At 61.5% G+C, this 19,738-nt stretch carries 19 protein-coding genes; 13 read left to right on the top strand and 6 right to left on the bottom strand.

Annotated features, from left to right (window positions below; genetic code table 11):
- Nucleotides 1–117: 117 nt before the first annotated feature.
- Nucleotides 118–813, bottom strand: a complete 696-nt coding sequence (locus ND528_RS23845; RefSeq protein WP_130912141.1) for a DNA-3-methyladenine glycosylase — start codon at nt 811–813, stop codon at nt 118–120.
- Nucleotides 814–990: 177 nt separating this feature from the next.
- Between ND528_RS23845 and ND528_RS23840 the strand changes: the two genes are divergently transcribed.
- The 13 genes from ND528_RS23840 (at nt 991) to ND528_RS23780 (ending at nt 13,547) form a co-directional block, all read left to right on the top strand.
- Nucleotides 991–2,262, top strand: coding sequence for a glutamate-5-semialdehyde dehydrogenase (locus ND528_RS23840; protein WP_263471355.1), 1,272 nt, complete (start codon nt 991–993; stop codon nt 2,260–2,262).
- Nucleotides 2,231–2,953 (top strand): nicotinate-nucleotide adenylyltransferase, encoded by a 723-nt coding sequence (gene nadD / locus ND528_RS23835; protein WP_263471354.1) that lies wholly within the window; start codon nt 2,231–2,233, stop codon nt 2,951–2,953. Before ND528_RS23840 ends, nadD begins: the two co-directional genes overlap by 32 nt.
- A gap of 72 nt (nt 2,954–3,025) precedes the next feature.
- The gene (rsfS, locus tag ND528_RS23830; protein ID WP_016773024.1) at nt 3,026–3,520 is read left to right on the top strand and encodes a ribosome silencing factor; all 495 of its coding nucleotides are present in this window, start codon (nt 3,026–3,028) and stop codon (nt 3,518–3,520) included.
- Between the two features lie 9 nt (nt 3,521–3,529).
- Nucleotides 3,530–3,997, top strand: coding sequence for a 23S rRNA (pseudouridine(1915)-N(3))-methyltransferase RlmH (gene rlmH / locus ND528_RS23825; protein WP_011063671.1), 468 nt, complete (start codon nt 3,530–3,532; stop codon nt 3,995–3,997).
- 10 nt (nt 3,998–4,007) lie between these two features.
- Nucleotides 4,008–5,903 carry a penicillin-binding protein 2 gene (mrdA, locus tag ND528_RS23820; RefSeq protein ID WP_071173699.1) on the top strand — a complete coding sequence of 632 codons (1,896 nt, stop codon included), beginning with the start codon at nt 4,008–4,010 and terminating at the stop codon, nt 5,901–5,903.
- A gap of 31 nt (nt 5,904–5,934) precedes the next feature.
- On the top strand, nt 5,935–7,038 hold the full coding sequence (gene rodA, locus ND528_RS23815) for a rod shape-determining protein RodA (RefSeq protein ID WP_050977864.1): 1,104 nt from the start codon (nt 5,935–5,937) through the stop codon (nt 7,036–7,038).
- Nucleotides 7,039–7,055: 17 nt separating this feature from the next.
- Nucleotides 7,056–8,066, top strand: a complete 1,011-nt coding sequence (gene mltB, locus ND528_RS23810; protein WP_137215661.1) for a lytic murein transglycosylase B — start codon at nt 7,056–7,058, stop codon at nt 8,064–8,066.
- Nucleotides 8,066–9,076, top strand: a complete 1,011-nt coding sequence (locus ND528_RS23805) for a septal ring lytic transglycosylase RlpA family protein (protein ID WP_016773027.1) — start codon at nt 8,066–8,068, stop codon at nt 9,074–9,076. The genes mltB and ND528_RS23805 overlap by 1 nt, the downstream gene beginning before the upstream one ends.
- A 188-nt stretch (nt 9,077–9,264) precedes the next feature.
- A complete protein-coding gene (locus tag ND528_RS23800) occupies nt 9,265–10,422 on the top strand; it encodes a D-alanyl-D-alanine carboxypeptidase family protein (protein WP_016773028.1) in 1,158 nt (385 codons plus the stop codon).
- Between the two features lie 80 nt (nt 10,423–10,502).
- On the top strand, nt 10,503–10,778 hold the full coding sequence (locus ND528_RS23795; protein ID WP_093098020.1) for a DUF493 domain-containing protein: 276 nt from the start codon (nt 10,503–10,505) through the stop codon (nt 10,776–10,778).
- On the top strand, nt 10,778–11,425 hold the full coding sequence (gene lipB / locus ND528_RS23790) for a lipoyl(octanoyl) transferase LipB (protein WP_137215660.1): 648 nt from the start codon (nt 10,778–10,780) through the stop codon (nt 11,423–11,425). The genes ND528_RS23795 and lipB overlap by 1 nt, the downstream gene beginning before the upstream one ends.
- A gap of 25 nt (nt 11,426–11,450) precedes the next feature.
- Nucleotides 11,451–12,449: a lipoyl synthase gene (gene lipA / locus ND528_RS23785; RefSeq protein ID WP_160768663.1), complete on the top strand. Its 999-nt coding sequence runs from the start codon at nt 11,451–11,453 to the stop codon at nt 12,447–12,449.
- 132 nt (nt 12,450–12,581) lie between these two features.
- The gene (locus ND528_RS23780; RefSeq protein ID WP_130912131.1) at nt 12,582–13,547 is read left to right on the top strand and encodes a S66 peptidase family protein; all 966 of its coding nucleotides are present in this window, start codon (nt 12,582–12,584) and stop codon (nt 13,545–13,547) included.
- A gap of 100 nt (nt 13,548–13,647) precedes the next feature.
- Here the strand turns inward: ND528_RS23780 and ND528_RS23775 are convergent, their stop codons facing one another.
- From ND528_RS23775 to leuS, 5 genes are all read right to left on the bottom strand, one after another.
- Nucleotides 13,648–14,970 (bottom strand): lytic murein transglycosylase, encoded by a 1,323-nt coding sequence (locus tag ND528_RS23775; RefSeq protein ID WP_130912132.1) that lies wholly within the window; start codon nt 14,968–14,970, stop codon nt 13,648–13,650.
- Nucleotides 14,971–15,031: 61 nt separating this feature from the next.
- Nucleotides 15,032–15,196, bottom strand: a complete 165-nt coding sequence (gene arfA, locus ND528_RS23770; protein ID WP_016773035.1) for an alternative ribosome rescue factor ArfA — start codon at nt 15,194–15,196, stop codon at nt 15,032–15,034.
- Between the two features lie 145 nt (nt 15,197–15,341).
- Nucleotides 15,342–16,379, bottom strand: coding sequence for a DNA polymerase III subunit delta (gene holA / locus ND528_RS23765; RefSeq protein WP_041477726.1), 1,038 nt, complete (start codon nt 16,377–16,379; stop codon nt 15,342–15,344).
- 39 nt (nt 16,380–16,418) lie between these two features.
- Nucleotides 16,419–17,024 (bottom strand): LPS-assembly lipoprotein LptE, encoded by a 606-nt coding sequence (locus ND528_RS23760; RefSeq protein ID WP_130912133.1) that lies wholly within the window; start codon nt 17,022–17,024, stop codon nt 16,419–16,421.
- Nucleotides 17,025–17,112: 88 nt separating this feature from the next.
- Entirely contained in the window at nt 17,113–19,719 is a 2,607-nt protein-coding gene (gene leuS, locus ND528_RS23755; RefSeq protein ID WP_263471353.1) for a leucine--tRNA ligase, read from the bottom strand.
- Between the last annotated feature and the right edge of the window lie 19 nt (nt 19,720–19,738).

Here is a 19,738-nt window from a genome sequence, read left to right as displayed (position 1 = left end):
CTCCAGACTATTGATGATCCCGGTAGGAGCTGCCGCAGGCTGCGATCTTTTGATTCTGCTTTAAAAGAACAAGATCAAAAGATCGCAGCCTGCGGCAGCTCCTACAAGGGTAAGCATTTACAGCAACATATAATCCCGGCCTTCGACCTGACCCCGTCGCAGCGGGTTCCGCGTGCACCATTGCGCATACGCGGCGTCAACGAAGCGGTACATCAAGTGTTCGTCACGGCCCAGCGGAATGCCCAGCCGGGTGGTTTGAATAATCTGCGAGGGCGGCGGCCCGGTGTCTTCGACCAGCAACAACTCATGATCGAAACGCTTGGCATCCCACATCGGTACTTTCAAACCCAATGCCTTGCACAACAACGTCTGCCCGGCGCAGAGCTTCTGCGTCGGACGCGGTCGCCCCTGGGCATCGGGATTGTTCAGCAGCATCTGCGCCAGACTCGCCGGGCCGCTGACCTCGTCGACCCACGGATAGGCGGATTTGATCAAAACGGCATTGCCCGGACCTTGCGCGCTGAAGTTCAGCGAATCACCGCCACGGGCGTAGTACATATAGATGTGGCCGCCATCCAGAAACAAAGCCTTACGCTTTTCTGTGTAACCGAGCGAGGCATGACTGCCTTTTTCCGCGCAGTAATAGGCTTCGGTCTCGATGATTCGCGCACTCAGCCACAGATCGCCGACGCGATGACGGATGACTTTGCCGAGCAGCGCCTGCGCCAGCACTTGTGCGTCGCGGTCGAAAAAACTGTCCGGCAGGCCTACGGGCAGGCGCGCGGACTCGGGGCAAAGGGGCACGTTGGTCATGATGGGCAAGGTTTATCCAGGCTCAAGAGGTCGTGATGATAACAACGCTGAGCTTAATTACGTCTGAACAAGAGGCAAACGCAGCTCATTTCGACCATCCGCCCGTCACCGCTGTTAGTCCCGGGACGCGGCAGCTATAATCTGCCGCTTTCCTCTTTGCCAAGACCCCAGCAGACCATGACTGAGTCCGTTCTTGACTACATGACCCGATTGGGTCGCGCCGCCCGCGCTGCCTCCAAGGTCATCGGTCGCGCCAGCACCGCGCAGAAAAACCGCGCCTTGCAGGCTGCCGCCAATGCTCTGGATGCTGCACGCGCCGAGCTGGCCGCAGCCAATGAGCTGGATCTGGCTGCCGGTCGCGCCAGCGGTCTTGAGCCGGCGCTGCTGGAACGTCTGGAACTGACCCCGGCACGCATCGACGGCATGATCGTCGGCTTGCGTCAGGTCGCTGCACTGGCGGATCCGGTCGGCGCGATCCGCGACATGAGCTTCCGTCCGTCGGGCATTCAGGTCGGCAAGATGCGTGTACCGCTGGGCGTGATCGGGATCATCTACGAATCCCGTCCGAACGTGACCATCGATGCTGCCAGCCTGTGCCTGAAGTCCGGCAACGCGACCATTCTGCGCGGTGGCTCCGAGGCGATTCATTCCAACCGCGCGATTGCCGCGTGCATTCAGCGCGGTCTGGCCGAGGCCGAACTGCCCGCCGCCGTGGTGCAAGTGGTCGAAACCACTGATCGTGCCGCGGTCGGCGCGATGATCAGCATGCCTGAATACGTCGACGTCATCGTGCCCCGTGGTGGCCGTGGCCTGATCGAACGCATCAGCCGCGATGCCCGCGTGCCGGTGATCAAGCACCTGGACGGCATCTGCCACGTTTACGTCAGCGAACATGCCGATCTGGCCAAAGCCCAGCGCATCGCCTTCAACGCCAAGACTTACCGTTATGGCATCTGTGGCGCGATGGAAACTTTGCTGGTCGATCGAGCGATTGCCAGGGATTTCCTGCCGTCGATGGCCGCGCAGTTCCGCGACAAAGGTGTCGAGTTGCGTGGTTGCGAACGCACCCGGGCGATCATCGAAGCGGTCGCGGCCAGCGAAGACGACTGGCACACCGAGTACCTGGCGCCGATCCTGTCGATCCGCGTGGTTGACGGTCTGGAGCAGGCGATCGAACACATCAATCATTACGGCTCCCATCACACCGACTCGATCGTCAGCGAAAACCTCGCCGACACCCGCCGGTTCGTGGCGGAAGTCGACTCGGCCTCGGTGATGATCAACACGCCGACCTGCTTTGCCGATGGATTTGAATACGGATTGGGTGCCGAGATCGGCATTTCTACTGATAAGCTGCACGCCCGCGGCCCGGTGGGTCTCGAAGGGCTGACCTGCGAGAAGTACATCGTGGTCGGTGATGGCCAGTTGCGCGGCCAGGCGACGGTCTGACTTGACCGACCTCGACCTGACAACGCCGCACACCGGCATCGAGTCGCGCCCGCAACGCATTGGCGTGCTGGGCGGTACGTTCGACCCGGTGCACATCGGCCATTTGCGTGGCGCGCTGGAAGTTGTCGAAGCGCTGGCGCTGGACGAGTTGCGCCTGATGCCGAATGCGCGGCCGCCACATCGCGGTACGCCGCAGGTGTCGGCGCAGGATCGGCTGGCGATGGTCGAGTGCGCGGTGGCCGGATTGCCGCCGCTGGTGGTGGACGCCCGCGAATTGCAGCGGGACAAACCGTCCTGGACCATCGATACCCTGGAGTCGCTGCGCGCAGAGATGCCCGCCGAGACCCAGGTTTTTCTGCTTTTGGGCTGGGACGCATTTTGCGGCCTGCCCACTTGGCACCGCTGGGAAGAGTTGCTCCAGCATTGCCACATCCTGGTGCTACAGCGCCCGGACGCCGACAGCGAACCGCCGGATGCCTTGCGCAACCTGCTGGCAGCGCGTTCGGTGAGCGACCCGCTGGCCCTGAAAGGGCCGAGCGGACAGATTGCATTCGTCTGGCAGACACCGCTCGCGGTTTCCGCCACCCAGATCCGTCAACTGCTGGCCAGCGGTAAGTCGGTACGTTTCCTGGTGCCCGACGCGGTCCTGGCCTACATCGATGCGCACGGTCTGTACCGTGCGTCGAACTGAACAAGGCGTGCTTCACCGATACGGATCACCGTATCCCCAAGCCGCCGAATACATGAGCAAAACGAGTTACATATGACTGATAAAGATCTACCGAAAGTAAAGCGCAAAGGCACGTTCAAGAGCGCACCACTGCCGGAAGCCGTCAACACCAACGAGCCGCTCAAGGGCGACGAACTGGTCAAGATTGCCGTCGCCGCGCTGGAAGACGTCAAGGCCCAGGACATCCAGATCATCGATGTGCGCGACAAGCAGAGCATCACTGACTACATGATCATCGCCACCGGTACCTCCAATCGCCAGATCAACGCGATGCTCGACAAGGTCCGCGAGGAAGTGAAGAAGCAGGGCGCCAAGCCACTGGGCGAAGAAGGCAAGGGCGACAGCGACTGGGTACTGCTCGACCTCGATCTGGTGATCGTGCACATGATGACCGCCTCGGCGCGTCAGTTCTACGACCTGGAGCGTCTGTGGGCCGGTGCCGAGCAAAGCCGTGCGGCCGATGCCAAGCATCACAGCCCGGAAAACACCCACGAGCATTTCACCAAGCTCAACAAAGACCAGTTCTAAGGGATTGCTGTGCGACTGCGCCTGATCGCCGTCGGTTCACGCATGCCCAAGTGGGTGGAAGAAGGCTGGCATGAATATGCCAAGCGTCTTCCGTCCGAGCTGGCGCTGGAACTGGTGGAAATTCCGCTCAATACCCGCGGCAAGAATGCCGACGTGGCCCGTTTCATCCGCCAGGAAGGCGAAGCCATGCTGGCCAAGGTCGGGCACAACGAGCGGATCGTCACGCTGGAGGTTCACGGCAAGCCGTGGAGCACCGAGCAACTGGCGGTCGAACTCGATCGCTGGCGCCTGGATTCGCGCACGGTCAACTTCATGGTCGGCGGCCCGGAAGGGCTGGCACCGGAAGTCTGTGCCCGCGCTGACCAGCGCTGGTCGTTGTCGCCGCTGACCTTGCCGCACCCGCTGGTGCGAATCCTGATCGGCGAACAGTTGTACCGTGCCTGGACCGTGTTGTCCGGCCACCCTTACCACAAGTAAGCCTGCCCTCATGTCTCAGCCGATCCGCATCAAGGACCACGAAAAGGACGCCCGTCTGGTGCGCAGCCGTGTCGTGTTCGGTGCGATCGTGATTGTGGCGCTGATCTGTGTGCTGATCGCGCGTCTGTATTACCTGCAGGTGATCCAGTACGAGTATCACTCGACTCTGTCGGAAAACAACCGCGTCCATGTGCAGCCGATTCCGCCGACGCGCGGGCTGATTTTCGACCGCAACGGCGTGGTCGTGGCCGACAACCGGCCAAGCTTCAGCCTGAGCATGACCCGCGAGCGCTCCGGCGACTGGCAACAGGTGCTCGACGTCATCGTCGAGGTGCTGGAGCTGACGCCCGAGGACCGGGTGATCTTCGAGAAACGCATGCGGCAGGGGCGCCGGCCGTTCGAGCCGGTGCCGATCCTGTTCGAGCTGACCGAAGAGCAGATCGCCCGCATTGCGGTGAACCAATTCCGCCTGCCCGGGGTGGAAGTGGTCGCGCAACTGGTCCGTCACTACCCGCAGGGCGCGCACTTTGCGCATTCGGTGGGCTACATGGGGCGGATCAACGAGAAAGAGCTGAAGTCGCTGGATCCGGTCAACTACAGCGGCACCCACCATATCGGCAAGACTGGCATCGAGCGTTTCTACGAGCCGGAACTGCACGGTCAGGTCGGTTACGAGGAAGTCGAGACCAACGCCCGTGGCCGCGTGTTGCGCGTGCTCAAGCGCACCGATCCGATTCCCGGCAAGGACATCGTCCTGAGCCTCGACATCAAGTTGCAGGAAGCCGCCGAGGCCGCGCTGGGCGGGCGCCGTGGTGCGGTGGTCGCGCTCGATCCGAAGACCGGCGAAGTGCTGGCGATGGTCAGTCAGCCGAGTTTCGACCCGAACCTGTTCGTCACCGGCATCAGCTTCAAGGCCTACGCCGAGTTGCGTGATTCCATCGACCGGCCGCTGTTCAACCGCGTGCTGCGCGGTCTGTACCCGCCGGGCTCGACGATCAAACCGGCGGTAGCGATTGCCGGTCTTGACGCTGGCGTGGTCACGGCTTCGAGCCGGGTGTTCGACCCGGGCTATTACATGCTGCCCAACTACGACCACAAGTACCGCAACTGGAACCGCACCGGTGACGGCTTCGTCGACCTCGACACGGCGATCATGCGGTCCAACGACACCTACTTCTATGACCTGGCGCACAAGCTCGGCATTGATCGGCTGTCGACCTACATGAACAAGTTCGGCATCGGCCAGAAGGTCTCGCTGGACATGTTCGAAGAATCCCCGGGCCTGATGCCGTCCCGCGAATGGAAACGCGCGACGCGCAAGCAGGCGTGGTTCCCCGGTGAGACCCTGATTCTCGGGATCGGCCAGGGCTATATGCAATCGACGCCGCTGCAATTGGCCCAGGCCACCGCGCTGGTGGCCAACAAAGGCATCTGGAACCGTCCGCACCTGGCCAAGTCCCTCGACGGGGTGAAGCCGGTGGATGAAAACCCTATGCCGAACATCGTCCTGCGCGACCCGTCCGACTGGAACAAGGTCAACCACGGCATGCAGCAGGTGATGCACGGTGCCCGTGGCACCGCGCGCAAAGCGGCGATCGGCGCGCAATACCGCATCGCCGGCAAGTCCGGTACCGCGCAGGTGGTGGCGATCAAGCAGGGCGAGAAATACGACCGCTCCAAGGTCCAGGAACGCCACCGCGACCACGCCTTGTTCGTCGGCTTCGCCCCGGCCGATGATCCGAAAATCGTCGTGTCGGTGATGGTCGAGAACGGTGAGTCCGGTTCCGGCGTTGCCGCGCCGGTGGTGCGCCAGGTCATGGACGCCTGGTTGCTCGACCAGGACGGCCACCTGAAAGCCGAGTACGCCAGCCCAATCACTGCGGAGGCCCCGGCCCGTGATGAATAATTTTGATCGCATGCTCTCCAGCGAGGATGTGATGCGTCGCCGCGCGACGTTGCTGCAAAGACTGCATATCGATGGCCCGCTGTTGATCCTGTTGCTGATCCTCGCCGCCGGCAGCCTGTTCGTGCTGTATTCGGCCAGCGGCAAGAGCTGGGATTTGCTCGGCAAGCAGGCCACATCTTTCGGCATCGGTCTGGTGGCAATGATCGTCATCGCCCAGTTCGAGCCGCGTTTCATGGCCCGCTGGGTGCCGCTCGGTTACGTGATCGGCGTGATATTGCTGATCGTCGTCGACATCATGGGCCACAACGCCATGGGCGCCACGCGCTGGATCAACATCCCCGGGGTGATCCGCTTCCAGCCCTCGGAATTCATGAAGATCCTGATGCCGGCAACCATCGCCTGGTACCTGTCCAAACGCACGCTGCCGCCGCAGCTCAAGCACGTCGGCATCAGCCTGATGCTGATTGGCGTGCCGTTCATTCTGATCGTGCGCCAGCCCGATCTCGGTACCTCGCTGCTGATTCTCGCCGGTGGCGCCTTCGTGCTGTTCATGGGCGGTTTGCGCTGGCGCTGGATTCTCAGCGTGCTGGCGGCGGCGGTGCCAGTGTCGGTGGCGATGTGGTTCTTCGTCATGCACGACTATCAGAAGCAACGGGTCCTAACCTTTCTCGACCCGGAAAGCGATCCGCTCGGTACCGGCTGGAACATCATCCAGTCGAAAGCCGCGATCGGTTCCGGTGGCGTATTCGGTAAAGGCTGGCTGCTCGGCACCCAGTCACACCTGGACTTTCTCCCGGAAAGCCACACCGACTTCATCATTGCTGTGCTTGGTGAAGAGTTCGGTCTGGTGGGGATTTGCGCGCTGCTGCTGATCTATCTGTTGTTGATCGGTCGCGGGCTGGTGATCACCGCCCAGGCGCAAACGCTGTTCGGCAAATTGCTCGCCGGTGCGTTGACCATGACTTTTTTTGTTTACGTTTTCGTCAACATCGGTATGGTCAGTGGCCTGTTGCCGGTCGTGGGGGTGCCGTTGCCGTTCATTAGCTACGGAGGAACTTCGCTGGTGACGCTGCTGTCAGCGTTTGGGGTTTTGATGTCGATCCATACCCATCGCAAGTGGATCGCACAGGTTTGAATAAGGTGAAGAGTGCAATGCAAGTAATGCGTGGCTGGGCGACTCGATGCGCGCCGCTGGTTGGCCTGATGGGCCTGCTGGGGAGCGTGCAGGAAGCGCTGGCCGGCGACTATGAAGGCTCGCCGCAGGTGGCCGAATTCGTCGGCGAAATGACCCGCGACTACGGTTTCGCCGGTGAACAACTGATGGGTGTGTTCCGCGAGGCGCAACGCAAGCAGTCGATTCTCGACGCCATCTCCAAACCCGCCGAACGGGTCAAGCAGTGGAATGAATATCGCCCGATGTTCATCACTGACGCGCGCATCGCCCGCGGTGTCGATTTCTGGCGTCAGCACGAGGCGACCCTGGCCCGTGCCGAGCAGGAATACGGCGTGCCGGCACAGGTCATCGTGTCGATCATCGGCGTCGAGACCTTTTTCGGACGTAATACCGGCAATTTCCGCGTGATCGATGCTTTATCGACCCTCGGCTTCGACTATCCTCCCCGTGCCGAATTTTTCCGCAAGGAACTGCGTGAGTTCCTGCTGCTGGCCCGTGAAGAGCAGGTCGACCCGCTGACCCTGAAAGGCTCGTACGCCGGGGCCATGGGCCTGCCGCAGTTCATGCCGAGCAGCTTTCGCGCCTACGCGGTGGACTTCGACGGTGATGGCCACATCAATATCTGGAACAACCCGGACGATGCCATTGGCAGCGTCGCCAGCTATTTCAAGCGTCATGGCTGGGTTGCCGGCGAGCCGGTGGTCAGCCGCGCCGATGTGCGCGGCGAGCAGGTCGATGAAGGCCTGACCACCGGTATCGAACCGGTGAAGACGGTCGCAGAGTTGCGGGCGCTGGGCTGGTCAAGTCATGATGCGCTGCGCGATGATATGCCGGTTACCGCATTTCGCCTCGAAGGCGACAACGGCCCTGAATACTGGATGGGCCTGCAGAATTTCTACGCGATCACGCGTTATAACCGCAGCGTGATGTACGCCATGGCCGTACATCAACTGTCTGAACAGCTGGTACAAGCACGGGGCGTCAAGTAATGCAGGCATTGCCTAACAATAAACCCCTGAAGCTGGTGGCTTTCGCTGCGTTGGCAGTCCTGGTCGCCAGTTGCACGACCAGCCGTACGCCGACGCAGAAAACCCCGTCCACCGCTGTCCGCGCCCAACCGGGCCTGGACATCAACCGCGCGCACAAAGACGGCGCGCCGTGGTGGGATGTCGATGTTTCGCGCATCCCGGATGCGACGCCGACCCTGCACACCGGCCCGTACAAGGCCAATCCGTACACCGTGCTGGGCAAGACCTATTTTCCGTTACAGGAATCCAAGACCTACGTGGCTTCGGGCACGGCGTCCTGGTACGGCACCAAGTTCCATGGCCAGAACACCGCCAACGGCGAAGTGTATGACCTGTACGGCATGAGTGCCGCGCACAAGACCTTGCCGCTGCCAAGTTACGTTCGGGTGACCAACCTGGACAACAACAAGACCGTGATCCTGCGCGTCAACGACCGTGGGCCGTTCTACTCCGATCGCATCATCGACTTGTCCTACGCGGCGGCGAAGAAACTCGGCTATGCCGAAACCGGCACCGCGCGGGTCAAGGTCGAAGGCATCGATCCGCAGCAGTGGTGGGCGGCCAAGGGCCGTCCGGCGCCGCTGATGCTCAACGAGCCGCAAGTGGCGCAGAATAGCGCGCCAGTGATTACGGCTTCGGCCGGCACCGTCGAGCAATGGACGCCGCCGCCGCAGCAACATGCCGCGGCCGTGGTGCCTGTGCAGATCGATGCAAAAAAAAACGCTTCTGCACCAGCGTCTGGCCAGTATCTGCAGGTGGGCGCGTTCGCCAACCCGGACGCTGCCGAACTGCTGAGATCGAAGCTCAGCGGGATGGTGAGCGCGCCAGTGTTCATCAGCTCGATCGTGCGCAATCAGCAGACCCTGCACCGGGTACGCCTGGGGCCGATCGGCTCGCCGGGTGAAATTGCCCAGGTGCAGAACAGTGTGCGTCTGGCCAATCTGGGTTCGCCCAGCGTGGTCACCGAGTAATACGTAGACCTTGATTGACGGTTCACTTGCGGTATACGGGGGGTGAACCAGGTTGTTGGCTCGTCGAAGAACAAAAGCCCGGCAAGGGTGACTGGAGTGAGCAACTGAACACGCGATGGCTCGTCAGAAAGCCATCTGATTAAATTTTGTCCGCAAGGACAGTTTCCATTAGCGATTTCGAGAGACGGATGAACATCACCACCTTTGCCAAACGCCTGTGTCTGCTAGTCCCGCTGCTCCTCTCGCCAGCCGCCTTTGCGGCCGAGATGATGCCGTCGCCACCACAACTGGCCGCCAAGGCCTACGTTCTGATGGATGCCAGCAGCGGCAACGTGCTGGTCGAAAACAACGGCGACCAGCGTCTGCCACCGGCCAGCCTGACCAAGCTGATGACCGCGTACATCGCGACCCTGGAAATCCGTCGCGGTCAGATCGGTGAAAACGACCCGGTGACCGTCAGCGAAAACGCCTGGCGCACCGGCGGTTCGCGGATGTTCATCAAGGTCGGCTCGCAAGTGACTGTCAGCGACCTGCTGCACGGCATCATCATCCAGTCCGGTAACGACGCCAGCGTCGCCCTGGCCGAGCACATCGCCGGCAGCGAAGACGCGTTCGCCGACCTGATGAACAAGACCGTCACCGAACTGGGCATGACCAATACCCACTTCATGAACCCGACCGGTCTGCCGAACCCTGAGCACTATTCGTCCGCTCACGACATGGCGATCCTCGCTCGCGCGATCATCCACGAAGACCCGGCTCACTATGCGATCTACTCGCAGAAAGAGTTCTTCTGGAACGGCATCAAGCAGCCTAACCGCAACCTGCTGCTGTGGCGCGACAAGACCGTTGACGGTCTGAAAACCGGCCACACCGACGAAGCCGGCTACTGCATGGTGTCCTCAGCGGTACGTGACGGCCAGCGCCTGATCGCTGTGGTGTTCGGCACCAACAGCGAAGTGGCCCGTGCCGCAGAAACCCAGAAGCTGTTGACCTACGGTTTCCGCTTCTTCGAAACCCAGACCTTCTACCAGAAGGGCACTGAACTGGCGCAGGCGCCGGTATGGAAAGGCACCACCAGCCAGGTCAAGGCCGGCCTGGCGCAAGACCTGACCATGACTCTGCCGAAAGGCCAGCTGAAGAAACTCGCAGCCAGCATGACCATGAACCCGCAACTGGTTGCGCCAATCGCCAAGGGCGACGTGATCGGTAAAGTCGAAGTCAAACTGGAAGACAAGGTAGTGCACAGCGCCGACCTGATCGCTCTGGATGGCGTCGAGGAGGGTGGTATCTTCCGCCGCATGTGGGATAGCATCCGTCTATTCTTCTACGGCTTGTTCAACTGATTTTGTGTTGACCTGCATGGCCCCGCCCCGATCCGGTGCGGGGCCATGTGCGTTACCACGGCTTAAGAGGCCGTTACGCCATGACCGATACCGAAGTAAAGGCGCCAAAGATCGAATTTCCTGTCACGGATTATCCCGTCAAGGTGATCAGCGATACGGGCGTCGGCCGCAAAGACCAGATCATCGAGATCGTGAAGAAACACGCGACCATCAATGACGAGCGCATCGACGAGCGTCAGAGCAGCACCGGCAAGTACACCACCATCCAGCTGCACATCGTCGCCACCGATCAGGATCAGCTGTACAACATCAACAGCGAACTGCGGGCGACCGGCTTCGTGCACATGGTGTTGTGATGCGCGGCACGCTGGGCTTTCGCGAGCTGGGCCAGATGGCTTACGAGCCGGTCTGGCATGCCATGCAACGTTTCACCAATGAGCGCGGCACTGCTGCCGACGACGAAATCTGGCTCGTCGAACACCCGCCGGTGTTCACTCAGGGCCAGGCCGGCAAGGCAGAACACCTGTTGCTGCCGGGAGATATTCCGGTGGTGCAGGTCGATCGTGGCGGCCAAGTGACTTATCATGGCCCCGGGCAACTGGTGGCCTATCTGTTACTGGATGTGCGCAAGCTGGGTTTCGGCGTGCGCGATCTGGTCAGCCGCATGGAAGCCTGCCTGATCGAACTGCTGGCCAGCTACGGCGTTACCGCCGCCGCCAAGCCAGATGCTCCCGGCGTGTATGTCGATGGAGCGAAAATCGCTTCTCTGGGTTTGCGCATTCGCCACGGTTGTTCCTTTCATGGCCTGGCCCTGAACGTGGATATGAACCTGGAACCGTTTCGACGGATTAATCCCTGCGGCTACGCCGGGCTGGCCATGACCCAGCTGAGCGATCACGCAGGATCGATTGAATTTGCCGAGGTAAGTGCCCGGCTGCGCGCGCAGCTCGTCAAACACCTCGACTATGCTGAGCAGACGACCCTCACGGGCGGAATCGACTGATATGACTACTGATGCAGTGCAAACCATGATCCCGACGCTCGACGTGACCGAGCGCCCGGCCCCGCGTCCCAAGGTTGAAGCCGGCGTCAAGCTGCGCGGCGCCGAGAAGGTTGCACGCATCCCGGTCAAGATCATCCCGACCACCGAACTGCCGAAGAAACCCGACTGGATCCGCGTGCGCATCCCGGTTTCGCCGGAAGTCGACCGCATCAAGAGCCTGCTGCGCAAGCACAAGCTGCACAGTGTCTGCGAAGAAGCGTCCTGCCCGAACCTCGGCGAATGCTTCTCCGGCGGCACCGCAACCTTCATGATCATGGGCGACATCTGCACCCGCCGCTGCCCGTTCTGCGACGTTGGCCACGGTCGTCCGAAGCCACTGGACGTCAACGAGCCGGAAAGCCTGGCTATCGCCATCGCCGACCTCAAGCTCAAATACGTGGTGATCACTTCGGTGGACCGCGACGACCTGCGTGACGGCGGTGCCCAGCACTTTGCCGACTGCATCCGCGAAATCCGCAAACTGTCGCCGAACGTTCAGCTCGAGACCCTGGTCCCGGACTACCGTGGGCGCATGGACATCGCCCTGGAAATCACCGCCGCCGAGCCGCCGGATGTGTTCAACCACAACCTGGAAACCGTGCCGCGCCTGTACAAGGCTGCGCGTCCGGGCTCGGATTACCAGTGGTCGCTGACCCTGCTGCAACGCTTCAAGCAGATGATGCCGCACATTCCGACCAAGTCCGGCCTGATGCTGGGTCTGGGCGAGACCGACGAGGAAGTCATCGAAGTCATGAAGCGCATGCGCGAACACGACATCGACATGCTGACCCTCGGTCAATACCTGCAACCGTCGCGCAGCCACTTGCCGGTGCAGCGTTTCGTGCACCCGGACACCTTCGCCTGGTTCGCCGAAGAAGGTTACAAGATGGGCTTCAAGAACGTTGCGTCTGGCCCGCTGGTACGTTCCTCGTACCACGCCGACGAGCAGGCGAAGCTGGTCAAGGCCGAGCTGCTGGGTTCCTGATTCACTGCTGATGTAAAAATGCCCGCCGAGGACGGTTCCTCGGCGGGCATTTTTTTGCCTGAGACAAGGGGCTTTTGTTTGTCTCTTCAGCTGACTACTGTGTGTGCATGACTTTACCGCTGGAGCCCAAGGATGACCGTTCGACCGAGCCACACCCTGATTGCCCACCGAGCCGTACCGGCGCTGCCCTCCGAAGGGACGATCGGCGTCATCGCGCCTGCCGGCCCCGGCGCCCTCGATACTGAAAAAGCGCTGCAATGGATGCGCGCGCGCGGCTATGGGCTGAAGGTGTTTCCGGGTGTCTATGAGAAGGACGGCTATCTGGCCGGCAGTGACGACGTACGCCTGCGCGATCTGCACGCGGCATTCGCTGATCCTGAGGTCGACGCGATCATTTGCCTGCGCGGCGGCTACGGTACGCCGCGTTTGCTCGACCGAATCGATTACGACCTGCTCAGCCGGCATGCAAAGCCGTTTGTCGGCTATAGCGACATTACTGCGCTCCACCTGGCCATCAGTCGCTACGCTGGGTTTGTGACCTTTCACGGGCCGCTGCTCAATGCCGACCTGCTGGGCGACAAGGAGCCGCCGACCGTCACTTCATTCTTCGCCATGCTGCGCGGGCAATTGAAAGCGGGCAGTGTGCTCAGCCATCCGGCGGCTTATCCGTTATCAACCGTCGAACCGGGCATCGCTCACGGGCGTTTGCTCGGCGGCAACCTGGCGATGATTGCTGCAACCCTCGGCACGCCCTACGAGATTGATGTCGAAGGGGTGATTCTGTTCATCGAGGACATCAACGAGCCGCTGTATCGCATTGATCGGCTGCTGACCCAGATGCGTCTGGCCGGCAAGCTGGCCCGACTGCGCGGTGTGCTGGTCGGTGATATCGCCGGAGTGGAGGTCGACGCGCTGAATCGCTTGCTCAAGCAAACCTTTGAGTCGTTGCGGATTCCGGTGTTGTCGGGTTGGCGCAGTGGCCATTGCGACCCGAACCTGACACTGCCGTTGGGCGCGCTGGTGCGCCTGGATGCGGGAAAGCAGGAGTTGCTGCTGGAGCAGGATGTGGTCATCAAGGCTGAAACGGTTATTGCCTGACAGTCAGTCTTCGCGAGCAGGCTCGCTCCCACATTGGAATACGCTCAACTGTGGGAGCGAGCCTGCTCGCGAAAGCGATATCCGCCATACGGCAGTCTTTCTATTGGGTGCGCAGGCTCTCAAGCAACTTGTGCGTCGGGTAACCATCCGCAGGCCAGCCCAGCGCCTGCTGGGCACTGCGAATTGCCTTGCGCGTATTGGCGCCGATAATCCCGTCCGCCGTGCCGGCGTCATAATTACGCGCGCTCAATAGCGTTTGCAGTTCGATGCGCTCAGTACGGCTCAGCGGCAGATCATCTTTCGGCCAGTTGCCGTTGATCAGGCCCGCGCCTTCGAAACGCTCGGACAACAGGCTCACCGCCAGCGCATACGACGACGAATTGTTGTACTTGAGAATCGCCCGGAAGTTATCGAGGATCAGAAACGCCGGGCCACGATACCCGGCCGGCAACAGCAGGGCGGCGGACAGTTGTTCGGAGCCGGCTGGCACCTGCGCGCCATTGGGCAGGTTCACGCCCAGTTGCCGCCATTCGGCGACGCTTTTGCGAATCGCGCCATCGGCCAGCGTGTAGTTGAAACCGCTCGGCAATTGCACTTCAAAACCCCACGGCTGGCCGCGTTGCCAGCCCGAGCTTTGCAGATAATGCGCGGTCGAGGCGAGCGCATCGGCCGGGCTGCCCCAGATGTCGCGGCGACCGTCACCGTCAAAATCCACGGCGTGGGTGTTGTAAGTGGTCGGAATGAACTGGGTCTGGCCCATCGCGCCGGCCCAGGAGCCGAGCATTTTCTCCGGGGTGATATCGCCCTGTTGCAGAATCTGCAGGGCGGCAATCAATTGCGCATGGGCAAAGCCAGGACGACGCCCCTCGTAGGCAAGGGTGGCCAGCGAGTTGATCACCGACTTGCTGCCCTGGAACTGGCCGAAGTTGCTTTCCATGCCCCACACCGACACCAGCGCCTGGCGATCAACGCCATAACGCTGCTCGATGCTCTGCAGAATGTCGGCGTACTGGTTGATCAGCGCCTGGCCCTTGCGTACGCGCAGCGGCGACAGCGCACCGTCGAGGTATTCCCACACCGGGCGGGAAAACTCCGGCTGACTGCGATCGGCACGGATTACGCTGGCGTCGAAGCTGACATTGGCAAATGCCTGATCGAACAGCTCGGGGCGAATCCCGGCGGCGAGGGCGTCCTTGCGAAAACCTGCCTGCCATTCGGCGAAGGTCTGGGTCGGTTGAATATCGAGCGGGTCGGCGGACGGCACTACCGGCGGAATGATCGCTGGGGCCGTGGTAACCGGGGCGGCTTGAAGCGGTTGTGCATCGGCGGCGGTGGGTTTTTCCGCGCAGGCGACAAGCAGGATGAAGCTGGAGGCAGCGATCAATTGGCGCACGGGCCAACGACGGGAAAGACTTGGGGGCATGCACAGTTCCAGGGGAAACGAATCAGGTGCAGACCTTAACATGAGCGGGGGGTAGTGCGCTTCAGGCAGCCAGAAAGTAAAAAGCCTCCCGGTTGTCAGACCGGAAGGCTTCGCGGCGGTAGCTGCCTTTGCCCTTGGCTGGTCGTTCCTGGCGGCTGCGGAACAAGGGCTGGGCGACGATGGATTTGGCCTTGTTGGGGCCATGCTTTGCTGGCTTTTTGCTCATGAGGGTTCTCTCGGTGTGGTGGGTTTCGCGTTGCGGATAATCTGCTCATGCTAAAGAAAAGTCAAAAGATCGCAGCCTCTGGCAGCTCCTGCAGGGGGGATACATTTCAAATGTAGGAGCTGCCGAAGGCTGCGATCTTTTGATCTTATTCGGCAGGCAAAGACAGGCGTTGGCCTGCCATCAATAGAGCCAAGCGACTCAAGCTCATCCACGGCGATCCCGCCGCCTGACCCTTGATCTGCGCATCGATACGCTGCGCTTCGAGCAGCAACTGCGCCCAGCGTTGCGCCGAGTAGCGTTGCAGTGCCTTGCTCATCAGCGGCTTGCGCTTGTCCCAGACGGGGGGTTTCGACTGGCTGAAGCACTTGTCCAGTGGGGTGCCCTGGCTGTATTGCAGGGAAATATTGGCCAGCAGGCGCAACTCCCGCGCCAGTGCCCAGAGGATCACCGGCGGTTCGACGCCTTCGCCGCGCAAACCTTCGAGCATGCGCAAGGCGTGGGCCGGTTCGCCGTTGAGCACCGCGTCGGTCAGGCCGAACACGTCAAACCGCGCACTATCGGCCACGGCGGCTTGAACGGTTTCGACGGTGATCTGCCCACCTTCGGCCATCAACTTGAGCTTTTCGATTTCCTGGGCAGCGGCGAGCAGGTTGCCTTCGACACGCGCGGCAATCAATTCGACCGCGTCCTGACTGGCCGATAGACCGGCCTGGGACAGGCGCTGACGAATCCAGCTGGGCAGCTGATTGGCATCCACCGGCCAGATCTGCACAAACTGGGTTTGTTGGCCTTCGACCAGCGCCTTGCCCCACTTGGTTTTCTGCGCGCTGCCATCGAGCTTCGGCAAGCTGATCAGCAGGACAGTGTCTTCAGCAGGGCGTGAGCAGTATTCGATCAGCGCGGCGGCGCCTTTGTCGCCAGGCTTGCCCGACGGCAGGCGCAGCTCCAGCAGGCGTTTTTCGGCGAACAGCGACATGCTCGCGCCGGCCTGCAGCAACGTACCCCAATCGAAATTGGCGTCGGCGGCGAAGACCTGGCGTTCGTCGAAACCTTGCTGGCGGGCAGCGGTGCGGATGGCGTCGGCGGCTTCCTGACACAGCAGCGGGTCATCGCCGCTGATGATGTAGACCGGCGCGAGTGCGCCTTGCAGGTGTTTGCCAAGTTGCGCGGGAGCGAGCTTCATAAGAAAGGGCGAACGGGGCGCCTGGGCGCCCCGACCGTCTTACTGCTGCGGGATTTCGAGCGGCGACTGACGCGGAGTTTCCGCCTCAGCCTTCTGTGCCGCTTCCAGCGCATCGGCTTCAGCCTTGGCGCGGTCGTTGGCGGTTTGCTGCAGTTGCTGCAACTGGCCAGGAGTCAGCTGCGACAGGCGCAGCATCATGCGCTGAACCAGTTCACGACGGGTCTCGCGACGGGCGTCACTGGCTTCCTGATCGGAGCCGACAAGGTTGTTGCCGTCATGAATGAACACCTTTTGCACTTCAAGCTTGTCGCTGATCAGTGACAGATTGTTCTCGCCGCGGATGTCGTAGCTCAGCACGGTACTGACCTGATACTCGCCTGTGCGACCGGCGCCGGCATAGCTGAGAATGCGCTGGTTTTCCTGCTCGTCAGCCAGGTACAACTTGTATGGCGCGCCGGTGTAGACCTTGACGCCGCTGGACTCCAGCACCTGGCGCAATTGAGTCACGGTTTCGCCGTAAGCGTTGCGCGCGCTCAGGTCGATTTCCTTGATCGACAGTTCATTGGTGCCGGTACCACGCAACTGGAAACCGCAGGCGCTCAGCAGAACGGCGAGGCCCATCACCAGCAGATTGCGTTTGATCATTGTGTTGCTCCCCTTGAAACCAGGTGAGCCGACTCTGCGGCCCGAAAGGTTTTACTGGCTGCCAGGCGAGCCTGGCAGCCGATCCAATTTAGCTGGCGACGATGTTGACCAGTTTGCCCGGCACCACGATCACTTTGCGAATGGTCAGGCCGTCGACGAAACGCAGCACGTTTTCGTTGGTGCGCGCGGCGGCTTCGATCTCTTCGCGGGTGGCGCTGGCCGGCATTTCGATCTGCCCGCGCAGCTTGCCGTTGACCTGAATCACCAGGGTCAGGTTGTCCTGCACCAGGGCACTTTCGTCCACGGCCGGCCAGCCTGCATCGATCACCGCATCTGCGTGACCCAACTGCTTCCACAGTTCGTGGCTGATGTGTGGGGTGATCGGTGCCAGCAGCAGGGTCACCGCTTCCAGGCCTTCGTGCAGCAGCGCGCGGTCCTGATCGGTGCCTTGGGCGGCTTTTTCCAGCACGTTCATCAGCGTCATCACCTGAGCGATGGCGGTGTTGAATTTGTGGTTCTGGCCGACGTCATGACTGGCCTGCTTGATCGCCAGGTGAATCGCACGACGCACGGTTTTCTGCTCGTCGTTCAGGGCGGCGATATCCAGTTTGCCCGGCAGGCCCTGGGTGACGTGGGCTTGCGCCAGACGCCAGACGCGCTTGAGGAAACGGTGCGATCCTTCAACGCCGGAGTCGGACCATTCGGCGCTCATGTCAGGCGGCGAGGCGAACATCATGAACAGACGGCAGGTGTCGGCACCGAACTGGTCGATCATCGACTGCGGGTCGACGCCGTTGTTCTTCGACTTGGCCATCTTCTCGGTACCGCCGATTTCCACCGGCAGGCCGTCGGATTTCAGCTTGGCGCTGATGACCTTGGCTTTGCTGTCACGCTCCAGTTCCACGTCCGCCGGGTTGAACCAGGTATAGGCACCATTGGCTTCGCGACGATAGTAAGTCTCGGCGATCACCATGCCCTGGGTCAGCAGGTTCTTGAACGGCTCGTTGGAGCTGACCAGACCTTCATCGCGCATCAACTTGTGGAAGAAGCGCGCGTAGAGCAGGTGCAGAATGGCGTGTTCGATACCGCCGATGTACTGATCCACCGGCAGCCAATGGTCGGCTGCGGATTTCTCCACCAGACCACCTTCAAAATGCGGCGAGGCGTAACGCGCGTAGTACCACGACGACTCGACAAAGGTGTCCATGGTGTCGGTTTCGCGCTTGGCCGGCGCGCCGCATTTCGGGCAACTGCACTCGTAGAACTCGGGCATGCGCGCCAGCGGCGAACCGGCGCCGTCCGGCACCACGTCTTCCGGCAGAACGACAGGCAGTTGATCTTCCGGCACCGGCACGTCGCCGCAGGTGGCGCAATGGATGATCGGGATCGGGCAGCCCCAGTAGCGCTGGCGGCTGATGCCCCAGTCGCGCAGGCGGAACTGGGTGCGCGAGGCGCCGAGTTCTTTCTTGATCAGGGCGACTTCCATGGCGTCGAACGCGCCGGCGAAGTCGAGGCCGTCGAACTCACCGGAGTTGATCAGTGTGCCGTGCTCGCCGTAGGCGTCTTGCCACGGCGCCGGGTTGCTGTCGCCGGAGCTGGTGCGCACCACCGATTTCACCGGCAGGTTGTACTTGTGAGCGAACTCGAAATCGCGCTCGTCGTGGGCCGGAACAGCCATGACCGCGCCGTCGCCGTAGTGCATCAGCACGTAGTTGGCGACCCACACCGGCAGCTTCTCGCCGGTCAGCGGGTGCTCGACGAACAGGCCGGTCGGCAGGCCTTTCTTTTCCTGGGTGGCGACATCGGCTTCAGCGACGCTGCCGCCCTTGCATTCAGCGATGAACGCTTGCAGCTCGGGATTGTTCTGCGCGGCCAGGGTGGCCAGCGGGTGCTCGGCAGCGACGGCGACGTAGGTCGCGCCCATCAGGGTGTCCGGACGGGTGGTGAAGACTTTCAGGGTGCCGGCTTCGCCGATCGAATCGACGTTGTACGGGAACTGCACTTCCATGCCACGGGACTTGCCGATCCAGTTGCGCTGCATGGTCTTGACCTGTTCCGGCCAGCCAGTCAGTTCGTCGAGGCTTTCCAGCAGCTCGTCGGCGTAAGCGGTGATCTTGAAGTAGTACATCGGGATTTCGCGCTTTTCGATCAGCGCGCCGGAACGCCAGCCACGGCCGTCGATGACTTGCTCGTTGGCCAGAACGGTCTGGTCGACCGGGTCCCAGTTCACGGTGCCGTTCTTACGGTAGATCACGCCTTTTTCAAACAGGCGGGTGAACAGCCATTGTTCCCAGCGGTAGTAGTCCGGCTTGCAGGTGGTCACTTCACGGGACCAGTCCACCGCGAGGCCGAGGCTGCGCAGCTGCGACTTCATGTAGGCGATGTTCTCGTAGGTCCACTTGGCGGGCGCTACGTTGTTTTTCATTGCGGCGTTTTCCGCCGGCATGCCGAACGCATCCCAACCCATTGGCTGCAGCACATTCTTGCCCTGCATGCGCTGGTAGCGCGAGATCACGTCGCCGATGGTGTAGTTGCGCACGTGGCCCATGTGCAGCTTGCCGCTGGGGTAAGGGAACATCGACAGGCAGTAGTAGGTTTCCTTGCCTGGCTGTTCACTGACTTCAAAGGACTTTTGCTCATCCCAGAACGACTGGGCGGCGGCTTCGATCTCACGTGGCTGATATTGTTCGTGCATGGCTACTTTTGTACTGGAT

The sequence above is a fragment of the Pseudomonas mercuritolerans genome (assembly GCF_025706525.1).
Lineage (GTDB): Bacteria > Pseudomonadota > Gammaproteobacteria > Pseudomonadales > Pseudomonadaceae > Aquipseudomonas > Aquipseudomonas mercuritolerans.
The sequence above is the reverse complement of the archived record's forward strand: the minus strand, read 5'-3'. Positions and strand labels throughout refer to the sequence as shown.

Excerpts from the sequence above, each read along its gene's own strand:
- rodA (WP_050977864.1), top strand. The coding sequence starts at position 5,935 with ATGCGTCGCCGCGCGACGTTGCTGCAAAGACTGCATATCGATGGCCCG.
- mltB (WP_137215661.1), top strand. The coding sequence starts at position 7,056 with ATGCAAGTAATGCGTGGCTGGGCGACTCGATGCGCGCCGCTGGTTGGC.
- leuS (WP_263471353.1), bottom strand. The coding sequence starts at position 19,719 with ATGCACGAACAATATCAGCCACGTGAGATCGAAGCCGCCGCCCAGTCG.
- arfA (WP_016773035.1), bottom strand. The coding sequence starts at position 15,196 with ATGAGCAAAAAGCCAGCAAAGCATGGCCCCAACAAGGCCAAATCCATC.
- holA (WP_041477726.1), bottom strand. The coding sequence starts at position 16,379 with ATGAAGCTCGCTCCCGCGCAACTTGGCAAACACCTGCAAGGCGCACTC.
- ND528_RS23760 (WP_130912133.1), bottom strand. The coding sequence starts at position 17,024 with ATGATCAAACGCAATCTGCTGGTGATGGGCCTCGCCGTTCTGCTGAGC.
- lipB (WP_137215660.1), top strand. The coding sequence starts at position 10,778 with ATGCGCGGCACGCTGGGCTTTCGCGAGCTGGGCCAGATGGCTTACGAG.
- ND528_RS23775 (WP_130912132.1), bottom strand. The coding sequence starts at position 14,970 with ATGCCCCCAAGTCTTTCCCGTCGTTGGCCCGTGCGCCAATTGATCGCT.
- ND528_RS23840 (WP_263471355.1), top strand. The coding sequence starts at position 991 with ATGACTGAGTCCGTTCTTGACTACATGACCCGATTGGGTCGCGCCGCC.
- ND528_RS23800 (WP_016773028.1), top strand. The coding sequence starts at position 9,265 with ATGAACATCACCACCTTTGCCAAACGCCTGTGTCTGCTAGTCCCGCTG.
- ND528_RS23795 (WP_093098020.1), top strand. The coding sequence starts at position 10,503 with ATGACCGATACCGAAGTAAAGGCGCCAAAGATCGAATTTCCTGTCACG.
- nadD (WP_263471354.1), top strand. The coding sequence starts at position 2,231 with ATGGCCAGTTGCGCGGCCAGGCGACGGTCTGACTTGACCGACCTCGAC.
- ND528_RS23805 (WP_016773027.1), top strand. The coding sequence starts at position 8,066 with ATGCAGGCATTGCCTAACAATAAACCCCTGAAGCTGGTGGCTTTCGCT.
- rsfS (WP_016773024.1), top strand. The coding sequence starts at position 3,026 with ATGACTGATAAAGATCTACCGAAAGTAAAGCGCAAAGGCACGTTCAAG.
- ND528_RS23845 (WP_130912141.1), bottom strand. The coding sequence starts at position 813 with ATGACCAACGTGCCCCTTTGCCCCGAGTCCGCGCGCCTGCCCGTAGGC.
- mrdA (WP_071173699.1), top strand. The coding sequence starts at position 4,008 with ATGTCTCAGCCGATCCGCATCAAGGACCACGAAAAGGACGCCCGTCTG.
- lipA (WP_160768663.1), top strand. The coding sequence starts at position 11,451 with ATGATCCCGACGCTCGACGTGACCGAGCGCCCGGCCCCGCGTCCCAAG.
- ND528_RS23780 (WP_130912131.1), top strand. The coding sequence starts at position 12,582 with ATGACCGTTCGACCGAGCCACACCCTGATTGCCCACCGAGCCGTACCG.